Source organism: Allomuricauda sp. TY007 (assembly GCF_010468565.1).
Classification (GTDB): domain Bacteria; phylum Bacteroidota; class Bacteroidia; order Flavobacteriales; family Flavobacteriaceae; genus Flagellimonas.
Window position 1 is genome coordinate 231,830 of record NZ_WUEG01000004.1, and the last position, 18,758, is coordinate 250,587.

The following is an 18,758-nucleotide window of genomic DNA, read 5'->3' on the forward strand; positions in this document are numbered from 1 at the left end:
TTGTTTACTTTGTTTCTTCGATTATGGGCAGAAAGCAAAAGGTATATCTTTCGTTGGGAAGCAATTTGGGGAATCGCCGTGCGAACCTCCAAAAAGCCATTTTTCGTATCCAGCAAAAAGCAGGCAAGGTCCTGGATATTTCTTCGGTTTATGAAAATCCGGCAATTGGTTTCGAGGGCGATCAATTCCTAAATATTGTTATATCGCTATTGACCCCTTTAAACCCTGAGGAATTACTAAATGTTTTGTTGCAGATTGAAAAAGAGTTCGGCAGAATCCGTTCCGTAGAAGGCGGGTATAGTTCGCGAACTTTGGATATCGATATTATTTATTTTGGATCGGAGGTAATAAATAATGATGATTTGGTGATTCCACATCCGCAAATGCAGCACAGAAACTTTGTTTTGAAGCCTTTGGGAGATATAGCACCACAATTTTACCATCCTGTGCTGTACAAGGACACCCGTAATCTTTTACAGGAGTGCAGGGACAAGAGCCGGCTCACCAAAACCAAGCACAAGCTTTTTAAAGATCGGTCGGGGCTTTTTTCCCAATTGCAATTGATTGCCATTGAAGGAAACATTGGTGCCGGGAAAACCACGCTTTCCAAAATGATTGCCAACGATTTTAATGCCAAGTTGGTGTTGGAGCGCTTTGCGGACAACCCCTTTCTTCCCAAATTTTATGAAGACCAAGCACGCTATGCATTTCCTTTGGAAATGTCCTTTTTGGCAGATCGTTACCAACAGTTTATGGAGGATACCTCACAATTTGATCTCTTCAAAAATTTTATGGTCAGCGATTACGATATCTTCAAGTCGCTCATATTTGCCAAGGTCACCTTGCAAAAAGAGGAGTACAACCTATACCGAAAGGTTTTTAATTTTATGTACAAAGAGGTAAGAAAACCGGAGATTTACCTCTATCTCTATCAAAGTACCGAACGGTTGTTGGCCAATATCAAAAAAAGGGGGCGTGATTATGAACAGAACATTGACCCGGCATATTTAGAGAAAATCAATAAGGGGTATCTGGATTTTATTAAAAGTCATCCGAGTCAAAACACCATTATCGTGGATATGGGAGAACTGGATTTTGTTAGCAATCCGGCCGATTACGAATTCATATTAGAAAAGCTGGAAGACAATATACTTTCATCAAACATTTAAGAGAATTTTTGGAAAATGTTTGGATATAACGAATGGTTTTATTTTATTAGCAGCCTCAATACGAGAAACTAACTAACTCAGACTTTATATATGGCCCTGTTTTGCAGGGCTTTTTTTATTTTAGGGATTTTGCTTGGACCAGATATCCCAGACCACAACACCAGTACTAACCGAGATATTCAAAGAATGCTTGGTCCCAAACTGCGGAATCTCCAAAACTGTATCGCTGGCAGATACTACTTCCTGGGAGACCCCTTTGACCTCGTTTCCGAAGATCAAGGCGATAGTTTTTTCTGAATCAACTTGGAAATCATTCAACATAATTGCATTTTCTGCCTGTTCAACAGATACTATTTGAACCCCCTTTTGCTTTAATTCCTCTACCAATTCCAAAGTATCTTTTCGATATTCCCAATCAACACTTTCGGTAGCGCCCAATGCTGTTTTTCGGATGTCTTTATGGGGTGGAGTCGCTGTAATTCCGCAGAGATAAATCTTCTGAACCAAAAAAGCATCAGCAGTACGGAAGACAGAACCAATATTGTTCAAGCTACGGACATTATCCAAAATGATGATGATAGGAGATTTTTTCGCCTCCTTAAAACCAGTCACATCCAATCGGTCCAGCTCACTATTTTCCAGTTTTCGACTCATTTTTTAAACATTGGGGCAAAAATATCAACAAAAATTTTTGATGGGTTATGAAAACAATATATTCGTTTTAACAACATTTAGACGTTAAGGTGTTTATTTGACAAAACTCTTAGCAATGGCTTTTTGTCACCTTGAGCGCAGTCGAAAGGTCAACAAAAACATCTCGACTGCGCTCGATGTGACATTGAGTCTTTTAATAAACCTCTACCCGAACAGGGCAAAAATAACAGAATTAAATCGCTTTGGCAGCCAAGAAAAAGAATAAGAAAGTAACCCCGTTGATGCAACAGTACAATGCCATTAAGGTAAAACACCCTGATGCCTTGTTGTTGTTCCGCGTTGGCGATTTTTACGAGACCTTTGGAGAAGATGCGGTAAAGGCCGCCAAAATATTGGGCATTATCCTTACGCACCGGAACAATGGCGGCGACAAGACCGAATTAGCAGGTTTTCCGCACCATTCCCTGAACACCTATTTACCGAAATTGGTGAAAGCCGGACAGCGGGTGGCCATTTGCGACCAATTGGAAGATCCAAAACAAACGAAAAGCATTGTAAAACGAGGGGTTACCGAACTGGTTACTCCCGGAGTTGCGTTAAATGACGATATCCTTTCTGCCAAGAGCAACAATTTTTTATGTGCGGTGCATTTTGGACGCAACAAGTTAGGGGTTTCCTTTTTGGATATTTCCACAGGGGAATACCTCACCTCCGAGGGGTCGGTGGAACAGGTGGACAAACTGCTTCAAAATTTTTCACCGAACGAAGTCTTGGTATCCAAAAGCCATAAAAAGGATTTTGTGGAGTGCTTCGGTAACCAATTCCACAGTTTCTTTTTAGAGGATTGGATTTTTCAGGAGGATTATGCCGAGGAGAGCCTGAACAATCATTTTGGCACTAAAACCCTAAAGGGTTTTGGCATCGACCATCTCAACCATGGCATTATCGCCTCGGGTGCGGTATTGCACTATCTGTCCGAAACCCAGCATAGCCGATTACAGCACATCAATAAAATACAACGTATTGCGGAGGAGGAATATGTTTGGATGGACCGCTTTACCATCAGAAATCTGGAACTCTATCATTCCTCGCACCAGAATGCGGTGACCTTGTTGGATATTATCGACAAAACCATTTCTCCAATGGGCGGGCGACTATTGAAAAGATGGTTGGCTCTTCCTTTAAAAAATGTGGAAAAAATCAAGCAACGGCATCAAGTTGTGTCCCATTTAAAAAGTGAAGACGAACAGCTTGACAAAATTCAGGCTTACATTAAACAAATGGGGGATTTGGAACGCTTGATATCTAAATTGGCCACAGGGAAGATCAATCCCAAGGAGGTGGTTCAACTTAAAAATTCACTAGAAGCAGTTGTTCCCATCAAGCAATTGGCCGAAAACAGTACCAACGATTCATTAAAAAATATTGGAGACCGCTTAAACGATTGTGATGCACTCCGTTCCAAGATAAAAGAAGTGCTCAACGAGGAAGCTCCTGTGAACATTGCCAAAGGCAACACCATTGCAGAAGGCTATTCCGAAGAATTGGACGAATTGCGTGGACTTGCTTATTCCAGCAAGGATTATCTGGACAAAATGCTGGAACGTGAAACCAAGGAAACGGGCATTACCTCCTTGAAAATCGCTTCCAACAATGTGTTTGGCTATTATATTGAGGTTCGAAACACCCATAAGGACAAAGTTCCTGACACTTGGATAAGAAAACAGACCTTGGTCAATGCAGAGCGATACATTACAGAGGAACTAAAGGAGTACGAATCCAAAATCCTGGGGGCCGAAGAACGAATTTACCAACTGGAACAGCAGCTTTTTGAACAATTGTTGGTCTGGATGCAGGAATACATTGCTCCTGTTCAACTGAACGCCAACTTGATTGCCCAACTGGATTGCCTTTGCGGATTTGCCCAACTGGCTAAGGAGAATAATTATGTGGAACCTTCAGTGAACGATACCACTGACATTGATATTAAGGAAGGTAGGCACCCCGTTATTGAAAAGCAATTGCCCATTGGGGATGCCTATGTGACCAACGATGTACTTCTTAATCGTGAAGAACAACAGATTATTATGATTACCGGCCCTAACATGAGTGGTAAATCGGCTTTGTTACGGCAAACCGCCCTTATTGTTTTATTGGCACAAATGGGAAGTTTTGTCCCTGCCACGGAAGCCAATCTGGGTGTTGTGGACAAAATATTCACAAGGGTTGGGGCCAGCGATAATATTTCGATGGGTGAATCGACCTTTATGGTGGAAATGAACGAGACCGCCTCCATTTTGAACAATCTATCGGAACGCAGTTTGGTGCTTTTGGACGAGATTGGTCGCGGAACAAGCACTTATGATGGAATCTCCATTGCTTGGGCCATTTCGGAATATCTGCACGAACACCCTGCCAAGGCAAAGACATTGTTCGCTACACACTATCACGAACTCAATGACATGACCAATACCTTTGGCCGTATCAAAAACTATAACGTTTCTGTAAAGGAATTGGAGGACAATGTACTTTTTCTTCGAAAATTGGTGCCTGGTGGAAGTGAACACAGTTTTGGAATCCATGTGGCAAAAATGGCGGGCATGCCCCAACAGGTGATTCAAAAAGCGAACAAAATCCTTAAAAAACTGGAAAAATCGCACTCCAGCGAAGAGATGACGGATAAACTGCAAGCATCCCAGAGCGAGATGCAGCTCAGCTTTTTCAATTTGGACGACCCACTGTTGGAAGAGATTAAAGAAGAAATATTGCACTTGGACATTGATACACTGACACCTGTGGAAGCTTTAATGAAGCTCAACGAGATCAAACGACTATTGGGAAAAAAGAAAAAGGCTTCTTCCTAAAAAAATTCTTTTATTTTAATAGAAATATTATAAATTTGCATCCGCGCTTGGGAAAAGTGCAGAGTTCATTAAAATGCGAAAATAGCTCAGTTGGTAGAGCATCACCTTGCCAAGGTGGAGGTCGCGGGTTCGAATCCCGTTTTTCGCTCGACTTCGACTCCGCTCAGTCACCACGGGTGGAGTTTTTTTTTAGATACAAGTCCTGCTCGAGTGGTGGAACCTGCCGGCAGGCAGGTTGGTAGACAGAGATGCTGAAAACGGTGTTATGTTTTACACATATGCTTTAAATAGTTTAAAAAGAAACTATATTTACGTCGGAATCACTTCTGACATTGAAAGAAGGATAAGGGAACATAACTCAGGTAAAAATAAAACGACAAGGCCTTACAGACCATTTGTTTTAATTTTTAGAAAAGAGTTTAAAACGAGGTTAGAAGCCAGGGCAGAAGAGAAAAAATTGAAATCTGGGTATGGAAAAGAATTCTTGAAGGATTTAATTCAACGCCAGAAAAATTAAAATATTGAAAACTAAGTCCTGCCATGCCTACGGCAGTCAAGCTCGAGTGGTGGAATTGGTAGACACGCCGGACTTAAAATCCTGTGGGCATTATTGCCCGTGCGGGTTCAAGTCCCGCCTCGAGTACTTTTAACCCTGTTAATCAATTGATTTTCAGGGTTATTTGTTTTTATCTAGACAACTATTAGACAACAAATTGAAAAAGTGGGGCTAATCAGTCATTAATTTCTTATTTGGAATAGACATTGTCTAATCAGGCCATGGCGGTTCATTTGAGCATATCCGAATAATCTTCAGGCAATTCAGCATCTATCGACCTCAAGTATTTTTCAAGTGCGGCCATAGTCTCATGCCCAGTAATGTTCATCAGTTTGCTCTTCACCTCAAAAGGAGATAGAGATTCCCTTAGTTTTCTGTAGAGCTTCGTTATAAAGGTGTGTCTGAATGAATAAATGCCGAAATCCTCGCCTATACCGAACATATCCTTTACCTTTCTAAAGTCCCTGGAGATGCGCCCCCTCTTTGACTCTGCCGTTATGTCCCATTTTTCCAAAATTCCGTTTTGGCCTATCAAGTGGATATCATTGTCCAGACCTTCCATGTGCGGCAACCGTTCCATCATCACATCGGGAATCAGTTTGGTTCGCACACGTCCCCCCTTCACTTCCACTGACAATGTTTTTTCCTTTAAATTAAAACTGCCAACGGTCAATCTCATCACTTCCTTTGGCCTCAAAAAATTATAACTTACAAGTTCAATGACCAGCAACAATCTAGGGTCGTTTTTTTCAAGGTGTTCAAAGAGCTGTTGAACCTGTTGGTTTGACCAAGTTCTGTTTCTTTTCGGCACGGACTTTATCATCTTTATGGACTTTACAAAGTTGCGTTCAACAATCCCCTCATCTTCCATGCACTGCCAAAGGGTGGATATATTGGTTCGGTAATTGTTCCTACTTCTTGCGCTCACCGTCTCCAGACATTCATTGAGATAATTGTTAACGGTCTTTTTTGTAACGGATTCAATAAAACGGTCCCGATATCCTTTAGAGTAAAGATATTTTTTAAACTTGTTGATGTCGCTTTTGAACCGGGTGAAGCTTTCAGGCTTCATGTGCAGCCGCTTCACCTCCATTGCCGCGTCTATGGCCGATGATACGGTATGGGCCTCTTCCTGTTCTATATCTTCATTGTAAGGATTGAAACCTTTACTCAAAAGGTAAATGAGTTTTTCCTCAATGAGTCTTAACACTTGCAGTCTTTCCTTGTGGGTGGCAAAGCGATTGGCTCCCCCATAAATATTCCGTTGTCTCTTCAGTTTTCCTGTTTCTGGGTTCCTAAAGGCCCATCTCACGTACCATCTTTGGGAAAGGGCCTTTTCCTTTTGGCTTTTGGTCAATTTGGACCATGGACCAGTATACCCCTTGAAAATTCCAGTGGAATAAGGTTTACCAGCCTTTATTTGTTTAAAAAAGTGTTCACTGTTCTTGCTAGACATTGAAAATGGGTGATTTGATAAATTTAACCAATCTCTTTCTCAACAATGATTAGGTTCTCCCTTAATCCATTCAATTCGCTCAAGAGCTTTTCCGTATCACCCAAGTACGCCCATGATCTGAATGACTGTAAAACAGCTTCTTCGGTATTACTATCTATGGGAAAGTGAGTATGTGGAGGATAATAAGCCATCGGACTTACATTTTCGGTAACTCTTACCATCTTTATAGTTCTGGATATTTTGACCGGGTTAACTTTTCTTCTTAGTGTTCTCAAATTTTTCATTTTCTTCAGTTTTGATTTTAATTGAATACAGCCACAAGGTTTTCCACTCTAAAGCAGCGAAACGCTACCGCTTCAAGGTCCCAATAATGGAACACGCCCGATGAGGTTCTCCCGGTTCCCTTGATAAAGCGGCCAACATCCTTTAAGGTACCATGGGCACGCCTTAGCGATCCGTCTTTTTTCTCGTAGGTAAAGCAAACCTCATCTTTTTTGGTCATGGCCTTGGCCAGACGGTACAATGCCCAGGCTTTACTTAGACATACGGCAAATCCTTTGTTGGTTCTCTTAGCTATCTCATGCGCTCTTTTGAATACTTTACTGCGGAAATTAGTGGTTGACTTCATTTTATTATACTTTTATGTTTAATTCTATGGTTCAAATATAACACATAAATATAATATTATCCAAATTAAATTTAACTTTTAGGTATAATAATATTGCCTTTAATTAAACATTAATGTTTATTTTTGTCAAAAACCAATAATATGATACGAGTAAAGGAAATTTTAAAGGAAAAGGGCAGGACCCAAATTGAACTTGCCGAAAAACTGAAGATGTCCCCTGTCGGGTTGAGCAAATTAATCAATGGGAATCCTACACTTGAAACCATGCAAAAAATTGCGGATGCCTTAGATGTTGAGGTTAAAGATTTGTTTTCAAGTAAGGCAGGAGATAGTGAACCATTTGGATTTGTTCAATACCAAAACGTAATTCACAAAATATCATCTATGGATGAATTGAAAAACCTCATCGACAAACAATAGCCACATGACAGCCGAAAACATTTTGCCAATCATCAACGCCCTTCCAGAAGAGGAGAGAGAAAGACTCTACGCCATGCTCGGGGTCAGGAAAGCGGAAGTCACCGTTCCACCGAAAAGAAAGCCGATAATGACCGATGCCCAGGCCACCGAGATTGTTATGGGTGTGCTCAGGAATAGCCAGATAAGGAACAGAAAGAAAAGAGCGATGAAAAGAAAAGGGGATGGATAACCTAGCGCATTCCGACAACCGTTCATTGATTGATGAGGTCGAATCCGAAATTTTTAAAACCAATTTGGACCTGTCAAAGGATTTCACCGAAGTAGGGCTGGATCTCATTATTGAAAACGAACTTTTGTCACAAATCCCCATTGTGAAAACAGCAACTGCTTTCTACAATGTTGGGAAAGAGTTCAATAAAAGGAACCATATCCGGAACTTGTTGACTTTTCTCAGTGAGTTTCACAAAGGAAATGTTTCAAATCAAAAACTGTCAGGATTCAAAAGGAGATTTGATCAAAATCCAAAATTTCGGATTCAAGTACTAGAGCTGATATTGCTTCACAATGAAAGATTCAATCGAACCATCAAATCTAAGATAATGGGCAATCTTTTCAGGTCATACATCAATGGAAATATTACTTTTGAAAAATTGAGTCATCTACTGGAAATATTGGACTCCATTACAGTACGAGGGTTGAAGATCCTAGAGGCCATGGGCGAAGGTGGCAGATGGTATTATGATTTTGTAATGAAAATAGACCCTTGGCTGGAGGAGATTAACTTTTACAGTTATGAATTTACGCTCCTATCTTCATGTAGCATTGCATTTCAAGAGGGTAAAATATTTCGCATCACAGATGATGGAATCACTCTATACAAATATGGCATTGTCAACTAATCTAAAAATCACAACCTTTTGACCAGTAAATAATCCCCGGTATCGCTAAAATCCTGCAGAGTCAAAATATTTTTGTAGTTGTGGTCATCAGCTTTATAAGAAACTGGAGGATTGTCAAACCTCCCCTCATTTCTATGAAATGCTTTGGTCTTTTGCATGACGACATAAATAGGGAAACCCTTGAATTCACTTTCTGAAATTTGGCTTCCCAAATTAAATCCAATCGTACTAATCTGGGCAAAATCATTCCCATAATCGGCATTGTTCCCAAGGTAGCTTCCATAATCTTCCCATCTTCTAAACTCATACCTCAATCCTAGAGGTGTTATGCTAATAAGTTCACCGTCTTTCAATGCATACGCCAAAATTCTAGGCAATGATGCGTTGTTGACCTCGGAAGTAATTGAAACCCTGACCACAAGGTATTTACTGCCCCTTTCGGCACTCCGATAATGATATCTATCATCGTAGGAATCAAAAACAAAGTTTTCCCTGAATTGAATATCGGTAAAATTCAAAGTCAAGTAATCATATTTTATCTTAGTTGCGGCTTTGACCGCTTTAAACCCCAATCTTTTTATTCGTTCCTCTTCTTCCTTTTGTTTTTTTTGTTCAGCCTCGATTCGTGAAATTTCATCAACAGCCTTTTCTGCATAGTCGGATTTTGGGTAATATTGGACCAATTGTTTTAATTCTGATAAGGCCAACGAATCGTTATTTTGCTCTAGTAAGCCATAAGCTTTGTTATATCGGTTCTCTGGAGTCTTTAAAAGACTGTCAACCATCACGGTCAATTTCTTGTTTTCCGTCTTTAATTTTTCTAGTTCGCTACTATTTGAATTGTTAATGCAACTGGATAGGATTCCAGCCATGAGAAGAAGCATCGTCCTTTTCATAATGTTTAGGTTTTGGTTTGATTATCAAAATAAGGGGGAGTCCATTAAATATAGGGCAAATTCCTACAAAATCAAATATTTGTCTATCGATACACGCGCACGCGGTGTGATATGAATAAAATCTTCCTACACGCGCGTGGTGATCCACGAAATATCTTCATCATGAATAAAAAAACCTGAATATTCCTGCCTTACAAGTAACTTTTTACTTTTCGGTCATCGACCACTTTGGCGTTTACATGGATGGGCCTATTGGCATATTTGCGCATGACACGCTCAAAAGCTTTTTCAATTGTCTTTGTATCCGAATCGGATTTCACCATTACAATCCTAGACCTCGTTTCGGTATCGTCCTGCAACGACCTTGACACTCTTTTGAACACTTCGGAATTTGGTTGCTTCATTCTACGGTTGAAGTCATCAATAGAAGGTGTAATGATATCATCCTTTTTGACGTACAAAGGTGTTGTTCTGTTCGGTGACACCTCCACGCTGCCATCTGAGCCAATCTTTACCTCTTTTCCGCGCTCCCCCCAAGTGGCCGGACCCTCGTAATTGTCCATAAGGTTCTTTCCCTTGAAGAATTGGGGAAGAGGCTGCGATGCTACCAATGCAGCTTGTGCAGCACCCGTAGCGGCTATGAAAGCGGCAAAAGCCGCAGCCGATATTCCAAAATCAAACTTTGGAATCTGGGCAAGTGCGCTTACAATACCAGCGGCGGTATCGGATGCGATCCTTATTAAAGTGGCATCCCTTTCGGCCTTGGCCCTCCTAATTCTTATGTTTCGAATTTCCTCATCGTATTTTTTCTCCGCTGCCCTTTTCTGTTTTTCAGTTGCTCGGTCATTGTTAATGATGAGGTCCCTCGCCCTTTGTGCTTCTTGAATTTCAATTTCATATCTGTTCAGTGAAGCATCCAATACACTCCCTATTGCGCCTTTGGTAAAGTTGGCCCAATCATCAACATTCTCTCTCGAGAAGAGTTTATTTTGTTTATCAGCTATGGAATCAAATACAAAATCAAGACTGGAAAAGTCAAAGTTGAATTCCTTGGAAAAGGTATTGAATACCCCTGAGAATATTCCTTGAATGGCATCTGCTTTTAACTCAGTGTAGTATTCGGCATTATCAAGCTGTATTTGATAGTTCCGAATCCATTCTTGTACCGCTTTTTCAGCATTGTTCAAAGCTTTTTCAAACTCCTTGTCGCTGATATTTAGATCAAGTACCACTTTCTTTCCCTCAAACTTGACAAGTGCACTTTGCAACTGTAATATTTTAACTCTTGCCTTATCGATCTCTTTCTGGAAACTATCAAATTCGGCTTCATTTCGTGCCGTGTTCTTCTGTAATTTTACCAGTTCTTGAATGTAGTTTTCATAGTACCCAATGGTCCCAAGCAGGAATTTCTGTTTTTCACGTTCCTCCTTACTGCCCTCTTTGGTGGCTATGATGTTCTTCCTTATGGCTTCATTTACTGCCTTTAACTTTCCTTCTTTTATTGCAAGGGTTTTACTAGCCTTGCTAAGATCCTCCTCCAAATAAACAAGTTCATTGCTATAGGCTTCTGCTACCGGCCCGCCTTTTTTTATCTGTTCATTGGCGTTTTTGATGCTTTCCTTTAATCTATTGACTTCATCACGGGCAATATCGGCTTCATTCGTGAACTTGAAGAAATTGTCCCTAGCAACCTCAGCAATTGTCTTGCCCGTTTTTATGGAATCTATCTTCAGGTTGTTCAAAGCCTCTTCGTAGGCTTCAAGGCTAAGCCCCTTGTTAAAGGCTTCCTGTAACTCCTCTGGTGATGAGTTTAAGTCCTTTAGTAGTTCAAATACCGATCGAATCCCTTTGACCGCACCCTTAAAAAACTTGGAAATTGAGCCGGTTCCGTCCTCAACTGAAAGGACCAATCCCTCCCATGCCGAATTGAGCAAGGTTATTTCACCTTTCAGTGAATCCAATTTAGTATCCGCTAGCTTCTTTAGTTCACCATTTACATCAGTTATACTGTCCCTTAAAGTTTTGAGGTCATCCGCACCTTGTAGAAACACTTTAAAGGCCGCAACACTTCTCGCATTGGTCAATTCAAATGCTTCAGCAAGATCAATTCCCTCCGATTCTACTTTTTTGAAGGCAGCAACCAACTCATCAAAGCTCCTGACATTGCCACCTAACCGTTTGGCCAGTTTACCATTGGAATCAGCCAACTGCAGGAATATCTGTCTTAATGAAGTTCCGGCGATACTGGCTTCAAAACCTGCATTCTGTAGCCCGGAAAGTAATGCAACCGTGTCTTCAATGGTAAAATTGAAAGCCTTTGCTATTGCAGAAACCTTGGGCAATGCAACCTCCAATGTCTCAAAGGATGATGCTGACTTGGTTGTTGATACCGCAAGCACTGAAGAAACCCTTATAGCTTCCTCCGCGTCCAAATTGAATCCCCTTATAGCTGCCCCGGCCAACTTTGCTGCCCTTGCTGCATCTACTCCCGTTGCAATTGCCAATTGCTCTATGGCCGCAGCAGATGCAAGAATCTGATCTTCTGAAAACCCAAGTTTAGACAATTCTAATTGGAGTTGAGCCACCTGTGTAGCGGTAAAAGCAGTAGTTGCTCCTAATTCCTTGGTTTGCTTTGTAAGGTTTACGATTTCCTTTCTGGATTTACCTAAGATAGCTGCTAAATCTGCTTGTGCTTGATCAAACTCCTTAAATATCCGGAAAGTCTCCCGTAATGCCTGCGCCATCAAAAAAATGCCACTGGTAAAGCCAAAAGCCCCTACAAATGCTCTCAACGAACGTGTAGCGGTCCCTAAAACTTTTGGGTAGTTTCCAACGTTCCTCCCGAACTGGCCTGCAGCAGAATCAACTTTCTTAAGATTTGCATCCAGTCTTCGTACTTGAGCGGTCAATCTTTTTAGTTCTACCTCTTGCGCCTTGGTCAATTTCGCTCCTTGTACTTTTTGGATGTTGAGGTCCTTTTGTCTTTGCCTTAGAGATATAAGAAGCCTACTCTGCTGCTGATATGCACTGTTCAAAGATCGTAACTGCGCTAGATTTGTATTATTTTGCTGCCTATACTTGATAGTGGTCCTTGTCATTTTCTCAAGTGCACCATCTGCATTTTTGATTGCAGTTAAACTTTGATTCGTTGCATTTCTCAATTCGGCTGGGCTTGAAGCGTTCCTCATGGCCGTTCCAAGGTTATTCATTTTTTTAATGCTCTCTAATACTTGTCCTTGCAATTGCTCAAAGACCTGGAATGCGCTATTATCAATTAGATCTCTGCCCGTAATTTTCCCGTTTGGCATAGTTTCAAATTTTAAAGTTTAGTGTTCAGTTACAATTTGTCTCGTATAATGCTCATTAAAGTGCCAGCTTCGCTCATACCCATGGCATCTTCGGTCATGATGTTATCCTTGTGGTTTACAATGACCTTTAAATGCAATGATTCCTGTATTCTTTTTACCCTTTCATCTATTCCCATATCTGACAATTGATTGTGAATGGCCTTGATTTCATCGAAATACAACAACCTTCGTTCTTTGGCCAATTGCATCTCTCTTTTGACAATTTCCTCCGATGTCTGCTTGTCCTTGTCCGAATCCAGTCCCATCATGGCCATAATTTCAGGATAACGTGGGGTACCAGCCTTTACGCTTCGATTCACTTCCTCCAACTTTGCCAGTCTAGTTCCATCAAAAAAGTGCATCTGGTATACATCCAAATACTCTTTTATCACTTCTGCCTGTTCGTGTGTTACCATAGTTTCAGTTTAAAAAATAGTTAGTGTTCTCGCTAATGAATATGACCTTGAACCATTGATGGTTAATGCCAAGGGCCTTGATTTCTTCGCTTTTGTAATATTTTATCCCATTGTTAAAGACTGGTTCAATGAAAAGATCTAGCAGCTTTTCAAGTGTTTCGTTTTTCGGTGGCTCTTCCAGTTCAATATTCGGATCAATTGCAAGCGGATTGCCCTCGAAAATCCTTGAAAATGTCGGAATGAATCCTGGCATGGCCCATCTATTTTGAGCGGTTCCATTGTACAATTTTGGCAAAGGCTTGAATTCCTCATCAAAATCAATCGTTTTACAAAGTATTCCCACGTTGAAACACGGATGGTCCACTATGTATGCATCACGATAAAGTTCAAACTGTTTCTTTAGGTCCATATCACACCACTTTTTTTAATTTCTTCAGTTCTTCCAATCTGGCCAGACGTTCATCTGGGCTTAATTGCATTATCTTCTCAATGTCCGTCACATCGTCTATTTCCGTGCGGCTAAGTTTAGGAATAGTGTATTCCATCAATTTTACCATAGTGTCCACGCGCTCTCTAGGCGACATCTTGTCGAGATCCTGAATGAACGTGTCCCATCTATCATCCAAAAGAGTTGATAACCGCTCTCTAAATTCCTTGGTTTGCTTGTTTGGGGTTCCCTTTTTTCTTCCACCGAATTTTTTTCCAGTCGTATTGGCCATAACTATTTTTAACTACTTTGGTTTAAAATTACCTCATCTAAATCAACACAATAGACTTAATCAGAGAATGTTGCACTTAACTTGTATTTAATTTGTATAAACTGTTTTTGTTGTTGGAATATGTCCATAAATTCTTTTCTTTTTGGCCGGAATTTTTTCTTTTCTTTTTCAATTTTTTTTCAAAGTCCTCTACGCGCGTAATGACTTCCAAATACTTCATTTTGATTGTCATTTTCAACCAAAAAAAGTGAAAACACCTTTTTCAATGTCTTTCTAAAAGTTATTTTTAAAAGTTCTTTCTACAATATCTTTTTATAGGTCGTGTACATTTTAAAACCAGTATGAGAGTAAAAAAACAATTGTTGAAAAACTCTTTTTTATAGGTCGTGCAATGGTCGTGTTATCCATACAACCTTTTTAGTACCCTTTCGAGGGCTATTTTTTCTTCAAATTTTGATTGCTTTTCACGAGTGGATTTTCTTCTTTTTTCTGCTTCATAGATCAATTCTTCAAGCTCCATTTTGAAACTGACGTAAAAACCTCTCGTGTATCTGGAATAGGTCACAAGGTTCCAATTATCCCTTAGTTCAGTTTTGATCTTTCTGGTTTGATATTCATTTGCGTAAGACCTAATCACTGGAGATAATTCTGATATGTCATTCACAGATTTTGCTTTTCCATCCATTCTGGATAGCCAGAACTTATTATTCATTTTGCAATAGGCCTTGTTTTGTAAAATGCTTTTGATTCCCAAGAAACCTAATAAACATAGGTGTTGAAATTCTGTTTTATCGTTCTTATAATAGTCCCAAAGAATTGACTTGGATAATCCCACCTTTGGTCCATCAACAGGGAATTTTCGATATAGCTCTTTTCCTTTTTCATAAACCCATTGCTTATCGGGCACGGAAAGACCAAAAAATTTAGCTGCGGATTTGGTCATGCTTTCGATGCCATTATCGTATTCGAATTCTAAAGTGTGTTTGTAAATGGCATAATCAATGATGTTATCAAGAGTATCTTTTGGTTTGCCCAGGTAGCCACTTAAAAGTTGAATAGGAAAATTAAAATATCGCTCATCCCTCATATCCTTGCATTTACAAATCTATCGTACCAATTCATAAAGCCTTGGAACGTTCTGGCAATGATGTATACACCCCCCGCCTTTTCAATTGATTTTTGATATTCCTTTTGCGCTTGACTTTGGTACCTATCCCCAGATCCTTGACATTTAACCTCAATCTTAACTGAACGGCCCTTTATAGTGGCGGAAATATCTGCTGTTCCGTTTTGCGATTGTCCCTTTACCCATTTTATGGATCCGACCGTCCTAGTGCGGCCAAGCACATCTTTAACTGATTTTCTTGTGTCCAATGGCCTGCCCATAGAATTAATACGTTCGGCTTGGTATCCGTTGAAATTTATCCAATCAATTATGCACTTGGTCAAACCGTTACTGGTTTTATCGGTGTACTTGGGCTTGGGTCTCGCGTGTTCTGGTATGGTTGGGTATTGCTTCCTTTGCAGTTCCATCGACAATCCAATCAATTTGCTCATTGCCTTCATGTGGTGAATATTTTGAGTTGATTGGAATTGTGTAGTTTTTTAAACTCCTTGGGATTGGTGCTGATCAGCCTTGCTGGATGTCTGGTGACAGGGCAAATTACGTCCTCCTCTGATTGCTTCAAAACCCCATCTTTTTCCCTTGCTCTTTTATACCGGCAAGCAGCTTCAATTGGGATATCCAAGGCTTCACATAACGCTTTTTTGGTAGTAGTTACATAATACGCACCTAAGTAGAAAAGTCTTTCTTCTGAATTTTCCTCCCGGAGTGATTCGATACTGGAGCCTGTACCACTCTCAATCCTTTTTCGCAAGAAGGATATAAATAATTGCCTATCTTTGAACTGTTCGCTCTCCAACGAATTTAGCCCATTGATCATCATTTCCATGGGCTTATTTTTTTAGGGGTTTTACGGCATCTAAAACCTCATTCTTCTTGTAATAGACACGGTTTCCGATACCATAGCTCTTTAGCTTTTTTTGCTTAGTATAGCTCCAAAGTGTTGTTCTATTTATTTTAAGCAATTGGCATACCTCATCCCTGGTCAGTAATCCGATTTTATCAGTAGAATCGGAATCAACGGTATTTTCTTCCAAGACCTCCTTGATGGCCAATTTAATCCTACCGACGAGGCTTGCTTCACTAATACCCTGTAAAATGATTTGATTTCCTTCCATAACCTTAGTTTTGATGTTATGAAAGCAAAATTGCACTCCATAGATTGGTACTAACACTTGGTACCGTACGAGTTTGGTACTGATTCAGTACCGTTTGGAGTTAATAAAAAGGAAGTTTAGCTTGGTTTAATCGAATGATAATTTATTCATGAAGTCATCTACTACCGTGATTCCATTTTCTTCACAATAGTTAATAATAGTCGTTACCTTATCCTTGTTATTGTAAATATTCTTATCGGAAGTCTTATTGGTATCGTTCCATGTTTCTGACAAATACGGTCTGTGTTTTTTGGGGTCCAACCCTAATTCCTTTGTCACATAGTCCCAACTTAATCCTTCTTGATTCTTTCGATTCGCAGCAAGTTGAGCCTCTCCAGATGCAAATTTTAAACCGACTTCGAACCAACCACTTTCAAAACATTTTTCAATTCCTTTGTCAGTAGAATCAAAGCTTAATTTGTTGTTGTTCTTTAATTTTATAATACCGCAATCAGCTACGAAACGACATAATTTTTCACAAAAGATAGCAAGTTCATAATTTGTTGAAACGTAATTATGATTCCTTGTTTCCCATGAAAAACCATCCTTTTGAAAGCTATTAAAGGCCCCAAAAATGATTTTCGATATTTTAAGATGATTGACCAAGACTACGGCAGAGTGTTGATTTTGGTAATCCAATTTTTCTTCAAAGGATTCTGGTAAGTTATCCCTATAGGCCTTTACAATTACACTTTCTTCGGTAAGTTTAAAATTAAAGAGGTCTATCAATTCATTGGCCCTTTTATGATAACCCCTTAATTCATTTTGCAATAACGTGTTATTGATAGACTTTTCTATTCTTTTTGAATAATGGGAAATGTATGATTCAATTTTAAATAGCTCCGTATCGGATTGGACGCTGAACAAAAATCTTAGGTATTTGGGTTCACCTATCAATAATCTATCTGAATTAATTTCCCCTAACTGACTTCTAAAAATTGTATCTATTATGACGAGTTCCCTATCAATCCTTTCCCTTACCGTCATATTCACAATGTTATCCGGTGCTTTGGTATCTGACTGAAGTCTTTTCTTTTTAGGTCCGTTCATAATAAATATTTCACACAACATTATTCTTCAACACCGTCAAATTCGATTCCTTCTTGCTCTTGCTTTGAAGTTTACCGAAATATTCCACCATTTGATACGCATTATCATAGGTAGTTTTTCCAATGTAACGCAAGAATAATTTTTCGGTTGAGTGAGCCGTTATATTGATAAGTATTGGGGTTGGTATCCTTCCATAAAAATTGGTTGCAAACGACCTACGGCATACGTGGCTTCCTATCAACTCATGTTTTGGGTAAATACCTTTCACACTTGGCTTTATTCCCTTTTTCTCTCCTTTTTTAGCTTTATGTCTTTTAAGGCCAGGTGTAGGAGTATCCAGTTTGGCCAGTTTGCAAATTTCCTTGATGTATTCGTTGAAGTTTTGCAACGAAATCTGATATGGGAATCCATCTTTCAAAATATTCTCGGCCTCAGGCAATAATGGAACTGCTACTAGTTTACCCGTCTTCCTTTGTTTGATTTCAATAACTCTGATACCTTCTAGCTGCTTTATGTCATTCTCGGTCAATTTCAGGAGATCACTGCCTCTCTGCCCAATAAGACAACCAAGTAAAAGCCATTTCCGGGCATTCACCAACGCATCCCGCTTTAATTCTTTATTTGCAATTACTGATTGCTCTTCTTCAGAAAGATAAATGATGGCTTCAGGTTCCTTTTGTTCCGAAAAACTGCGGATATTCCTTAAAGCAGATGAGGTTTCAATTCCGTTTCTATCGGCATCATTGCAAACAGCCTTTAAATTATCAACGTTTTTTCCGACATAGTTAATGGAGTATTTTTTTGAAAAAAGCCATTTTTTAAATAACTCAACCAATTGCAAGTCAACTTCACGGATCAATATTGGTTTCCCTTTTCTGAAATCTTTTTCAAATCTCTCTATAACCCCTCTAAATGTGATATAACCTTTTACCCTCCTTTCCGACAGCCCTATTCCTCCTTTTTGATTTGGCCTAGAGCTGGCAGTATCTATGATATGATTGATATAATTAACAAGAACATCAAGTTCTATTGTTTGTTTTGAGTTATTAATAACAGAAATCTCCTGTTCCAGCCATTCACCTGTTATCGGAACCCCGTTTTTTACAGCCTTATTCATGCCCCTCTCGAGCTTAATGCTGAAACTATTTAAATTCGCTTTTAGGCTTTTAAGGTGCTCATCTTTTTGAATGGGCATACCTTTTGTCTTGCTCCAAAATTTAGGATTTACAGTATATCCAGTTTTTCTTTTCCAAACCTTACCTCTGGCAAGCGATATACGTACATAAATGTTGGCATTCTCTGACTTACTCTGAATTTGAAATCTTATGGAAGACATCTACTCTCTGTTTACGAGTAGTAAATTTAAAGTTTAGACAACATTTAGACAACCAAAAGCCAATTTAA

21 protein-coding genes and 2 tRNA genes are annotated in these 18,758 nt (G+C 39.6%); 8 read left to right on the forward strand and 15 right to left on the reverse strand.

Going from position 1 to position 18,758, the window contains the following annotated elements; translation table 11 throughout:
• Positions 1 to 23 precede the first annotated feature (23 nt).
• On the forward strand, positions 24 to 1,169 hold the full coding sequence (gene folK, locus GO009_RS05920; RefSeq protein ID WP_163625296.1) for a 2-amino-4-hydroxy-6-hydroxymethyldihydropteridine diphosphokinase: 1,146 nt from the start codon (positions 24 to 26) through the stop codon (positions 1,167 to 1,169).
• A 120-nt stretch (positions 1,170 to 1,289) separates the two neighbouring features.
• On the opposite strand, the gene GO009_RS05925 is transcribed toward folK, so the two are convergent.
• A complete protein-coding gene (locus GO009_RS05925) occupies positions 1,290 to 1,823 on the reverse strand; it encodes an RNA methyltransferase (RefSeq protein WP_163625297.1) in 534 nt (177 codons plus the stop codon).
• Positions 1,824 to 2,104: 281 nt separating this feature from the next.
• On the opposite strand from GO009_RS05925, the gene mutS reads away from it, so the two are divergent.
• The 4 genes from mutS to GO009_RS05945 all read left to right on the forward strand — a co-directional run bounded on the left by mutS (position 2,105) and on the right by GO009_RS05945 (position 5,330).
• Entirely contained in the window at positions 2,105 to 4,687 is a 2,583-nt protein-coding gene (gene mutS, locus GO009_RS05930) for a DNA mismatch repair protein MutS (protein ID WP_163625455.1), read from the forward strand.
• Between the two features lie 75 nt (positions 4,688 to 4,762).
• A tRNA-Gly gene (locus GO009_RS05935) sits at positions 4,763 to 4,835 on the forward strand.
• A gap of 117 nt (positions 4,836 to 4,952) precedes the next feature.
• Positions 4,953 to 5,204, forward strand: a complete 252-nt coding sequence (locus GO009_RS05940; protein WP_163625298.1) for a GIY-YIG nuclease family protein — start codon at positions 4,953 to 4,955, stop codon at positions 5,202 to 5,204.
• Positions 5,205 to 5,244: 40 nt separating this feature from the next.
• Positions 5,245 to 5,330, forward strand: a tRNA-Leu gene (locus GO009_RS05945).
• A gap of 142 nt (positions 5,331 to 5,472) precedes the next feature.
• On the opposite strand, the gene GO009_RS05950 is transcribed toward GO009_RS05945, so the two are convergent.
• The 3 genes from GO009_RS05950 to GO009_RS05960 are packed head-to-tail and all read right to left on the reverse strand — an operon-like array spanning position 5,473 to position 7,327.
• Positions 5,473 to 6,699 carry a tyrosine-type recombinase/integrase gene (locus GO009_RS05950; protein ID WP_163625299.1) on the reverse strand — a complete coding sequence of 409 codons (1,227 nt, stop codon included), beginning with the start codon at positions 6,697 to 6,699 and terminating at the stop codon, positions 5,473 to 5,475.
• A gap of 23 nt (positions 6,700 to 6,722) precedes the next feature.
• Entirely contained in the window at positions 6,723 to 6,983 is a 261-nt protein-coding gene (locus tag GO009_RS05955) for a hypothetical protein (protein WP_163625300.1), read from the reverse strand.
• A gap of 17 nt (positions 6,984 to 7,000) precedes the next feature.
• Positions 7,001 to 7,327 (reverse strand): SH3 beta-barrel fold-containing protein, encoded by a 327-nt coding sequence (locus GO009_RS05960; RefSeq protein ID WP_163625301.1) that lies wholly within the window; start codon positions 7,325 to 7,327, stop codon positions 7,001 to 7,003.
• Positions 7,328 to 7,468: 141 nt separating this feature from the next.
• Here GO009_RS05960 and GO009_RS05965 point away from each other — a divergent pair, with 141 nt between their 5' ends.
• The 3 genes from GO009_RS05965 to GO009_RS05975 are packed head-to-tail and all read left to right on the forward strand — an operon-like array spanning position 7,469 to position 8,646.
• A complete protein-coding gene (locus GO009_RS05965; RefSeq protein WP_163625302.1) occupies positions 7,469 to 7,747 on the forward strand; it encodes a helix-turn-helix domain-containing protein in 279 nt (92 codons plus the stop codon).
• Positions 7,748 to 7,751: 4 nt separating this feature from the next.
• Positions 7,752 to 7,976 (forward strand): hypothetical protein, encoded by a 225-nt coding sequence (locus GO009_RS05970; protein WP_163625303.1) that lies wholly within the window; start codon positions 7,752 to 7,754, stop codon positions 7,974 to 7,976.
• A complete protein-coding gene (locus tag GO009_RS05975) occupies positions 7,969 to 8,646 on the forward strand; it encodes a hypothetical protein (protein ID WP_163625304.1) in 678 nt (225 codons plus the stop codon). Before GO009_RS05970 ends, GO009_RS05975 begins: the two co-directional genes overlap by 8 nt.
• Before the next feature lie 8 nt (positions 8,647 to 8,654).
• Here GO009_RS05975 and GO009_RS05980 read toward each other — a convergent pair whose 3' ends face one another.
• The 11 genes from GO009_RS05980 to GO009_RS06030 form a co-directional block, all read right to left on the reverse strand.
• The gene (locus tag GO009_RS05980) at positions 8,655 to 9,542 is read right to left on the reverse strand and encodes a tol-pal system YbgF family protein (protein ID WP_163625305.1); all 888 of its coding nucleotides are present in this window, start codon (positions 9,540 to 9,542) and stop codon (positions 8,655 to 8,657) included.
• Positions 9,543 to 9,733: 191 nt separating this feature from the next.
• Positions 9,734 to 12,850 carry a phage tail tape measure protein gene (locus GO009_RS05985; protein ID WP_163625306.1) on the reverse strand — a complete coding sequence of 1,039 codons (3,117 nt, stop codon included), beginning with the start codon at positions 12,848 to 12,850 and terminating at the stop codon, positions 9,734 to 9,736.
• Positions 12,851 to 12,879: 29 nt separating this feature from the next.
• Entirely contained in the window at positions 12,880 to 13,305 is a 426-nt protein-coding gene (locus GO009_RS05990; RefSeq protein WP_163625307.1) for a hypothetical protein, read from the reverse strand.
• Positions 13,306 to 13,309: 4 nt separating this feature from the next.
• The gene (locus GO009_RS05995; RefSeq protein WP_163625308.1) at positions 13,310 to 13,714 is read right to left on the reverse strand and encodes a hypothetical protein; all 405 of its coding nucleotides are present in this window, start codon (positions 13,712 to 13,714) and stop codon (positions 13,310 to 13,312) included.
• Between the two features lies 1 nt (position 13,715).
• The gene (locus tag GO009_RS06000) at positions 13,716 to 14,024 is read right to left on the reverse strand and encodes a hypothetical protein (protein ID WP_163625309.1); all 309 of its coding nucleotides are present in this window, start codon (positions 14,022 to 14,024) and stop codon (positions 13,716 to 13,718) included.
• Between the two features lie 400 nt (positions 14,025 to 14,424).
• Entirely contained in the window at positions 14,425 to 14,931 is a 507-nt protein-coding gene (locus tag GO009_RS06005; protein WP_163625310.1) for a hypothetical protein, read from the reverse strand.
• Between the two features lie 176 nt (positions 14,932 to 15,107).
• Entirely contained in the window at positions 15,108 to 15,581 is a 474-nt protein-coding gene (locus GO009_RS06010; protein ID WP_163625311.1) for a hypothetical protein, read from the reverse strand.
• Between the two features lie 5 nt (positions 15,582 to 15,586).
• Positions 15,587 to 15,976, reverse strand: coding sequence for a hypothetical protein (locus GO009_RS06015; RefSeq protein ID WP_163625312.1), 390 nt, complete (start codon positions 15,974 to 15,976; stop codon positions 15,587 to 15,589).
• Between the two features lie 4 nt (positions 15,977 to 15,980).
• On the reverse strand, positions 15,981 to 16,265 hold the full coding sequence (locus GO009_RS06020; RefSeq protein WP_163625313.1) for a helix-turn-helix domain-containing protein: 285 nt from the start codon (positions 16,263 to 16,265) through the stop codon (positions 15,981 to 15,983).
• Between the two features lie 126 nt (positions 16,266 to 16,391).
• Positions 16,392 to 17,297, reverse strand: a complete 906-nt coding sequence (locus tag GO009_RS06025) for a hypothetical protein (RefSeq protein ID WP_163625314.1) — start codon at positions 17,295 to 17,297, stop codon at positions 16,392 to 16,394.
• Positions 17,298 to 17,364: 67 nt separating this feature from the next.
• Positions 17,365 to 18,690 (reverse strand): phage integrase SAM-like domain-containing protein, encoded by a 1,326-nt coding sequence (locus GO009_RS06030; protein ID WP_163625315.1) that lies wholly within the window; start codon positions 18,688 to 18,690, stop codon positions 17,365 to 17,367.
• Positions 18,691 to 18,758 lie beyond the last annotated feature (68 nt).

Excerpts from the sequence above, each read along its gene's own strand:
- GO009_RS05970 (WP_163625303.1), top strand. The coding sequence starts at position 7,752 with ATGACAGCCGAAAACATTTTGCCAATCATCAACGCCCTTCCAGAAGAG.
- GO009_RS05965 (WP_163625302.1), top strand. The coding sequence starts at position 7,469 with ATGATACGAGTAAAGGAAATTTTAAAGGAAAAGGGCAGGACCCAAATT.
- GO009_RS05995 (WP_163625308.1), bottom strand. The coding sequence starts at position 13,714 with ATGGACCTAAAGAAACAGTTTGAACTTTATCGTGATGCATACATAGTG.
- GO009_RS06000 (WP_163625309.1), bottom strand. The coding sequence starts at position 14,024 with ATGGCCAATACGACTGGAAAAAAATTCGGTGGAAGAAAAAAGGGAACC.
- GO009_RS05960 (WP_163625301.1), bottom strand. The coding sequence starts at position 7,327 with ATGAAGTCAACCACTAATTTCCGCAGTAAAGTATTCAAAAGAGCGCAT.
- GO009_RS06015 (WP_163625312.1), bottom strand. The coding sequence starts at position 15,976 with ATGGAAATGATGATCAATGGGCTAAATTCGTTGGAGAGCGAACAGTTC.
- GO009_RS06020 (WP_163625313.1), bottom strand. The coding sequence starts at position 16,265 with ATGGAAGGAAATCAAATCATTTTACAGGGTATTAGTGAAGCAAGCCTC.
- GO009_RS06030 (WP_163625315.1), bottom strand. The coding sequence starts at position 18,690 with ATGTCTTCCATAAGATTTCAAATTCAGAGTAAGTCAGAGAATGCCAAC.
- GO009_RS05940 (WP_163625298.1), top strand. The coding sequence starts at position 4,953 with ATGTTTTACACATATGCTTTAAATAGTTTAAAAAGAAACTATATTTAC.
- mutS (WP_163625455.1), top strand. The coding sequence starts at position 2,105 with ATGCAACAGTACAATGCCATTAAGGTAAAACACCCTGATGCCTTGTTG.
- GO009_RS05975 (WP_163625304.1), top strand. The coding sequence starts at position 7,969 with ATGGATAACCTAGCGCATTCCGACAACCGTTCATTGATTGATGAGGTC.
- GO009_RS05990 (WP_163625307.1), bottom strand. The coding sequence starts at position 13,305 with ATGGTAACACACGAACAGGCAGAAGTGATAAAAGAGTATTTGGATGTA.
- GO009_RS05980 (WP_163625305.1), bottom strand. The coding sequence starts at position 9,542 with ATGAAAAGGACGATGCTTCTTCTCATGGCTGGAATCCTATCCAGTTGC.
- GO009_RS05950 (WP_163625299.1), bottom strand. The coding sequence starts at position 6,699 with ATGTCTAGCAAGAACAGTGAACACTTTTTTAAACAAATAAAGGCTGGT.
- GO009_RS05985 (WP_163625306.1), bottom strand. The coding sequence starts at position 12,850 with ATGCCAAACGGGAAAATTACGGGCAGAGATCTAATTGATAATAGCGCA.
- GO009_RS05955 (WP_163625300.1), bottom strand. The coding sequence starts at position 6,983 with ATGAAAAATTTGAGAACACTAAGAAGAAAAGTTAACCCGGTCAAAATA.
- GO009_RS05925 (WP_163625297.1), bottom strand. The coding sequence starts at position 1,823 with ATGAGTCGAAAACTGGAAAATAGTGAGCTGGACCGATTGGATGTGACT.
- folK (WP_163625296.1), top strand. The coding sequence starts at position 24 with ATGGGCAGAAAGCAAAAGGTATATCTTTCGTTGGGAAGCAATTTGGGG.
- GO009_RS06010 (WP_163625311.1), bottom strand. The coding sequence starts at position 15,581 with ATGAGCAAATTGATTGGATTGTCGATGGAACTGCAAAGGAAGCAATAC.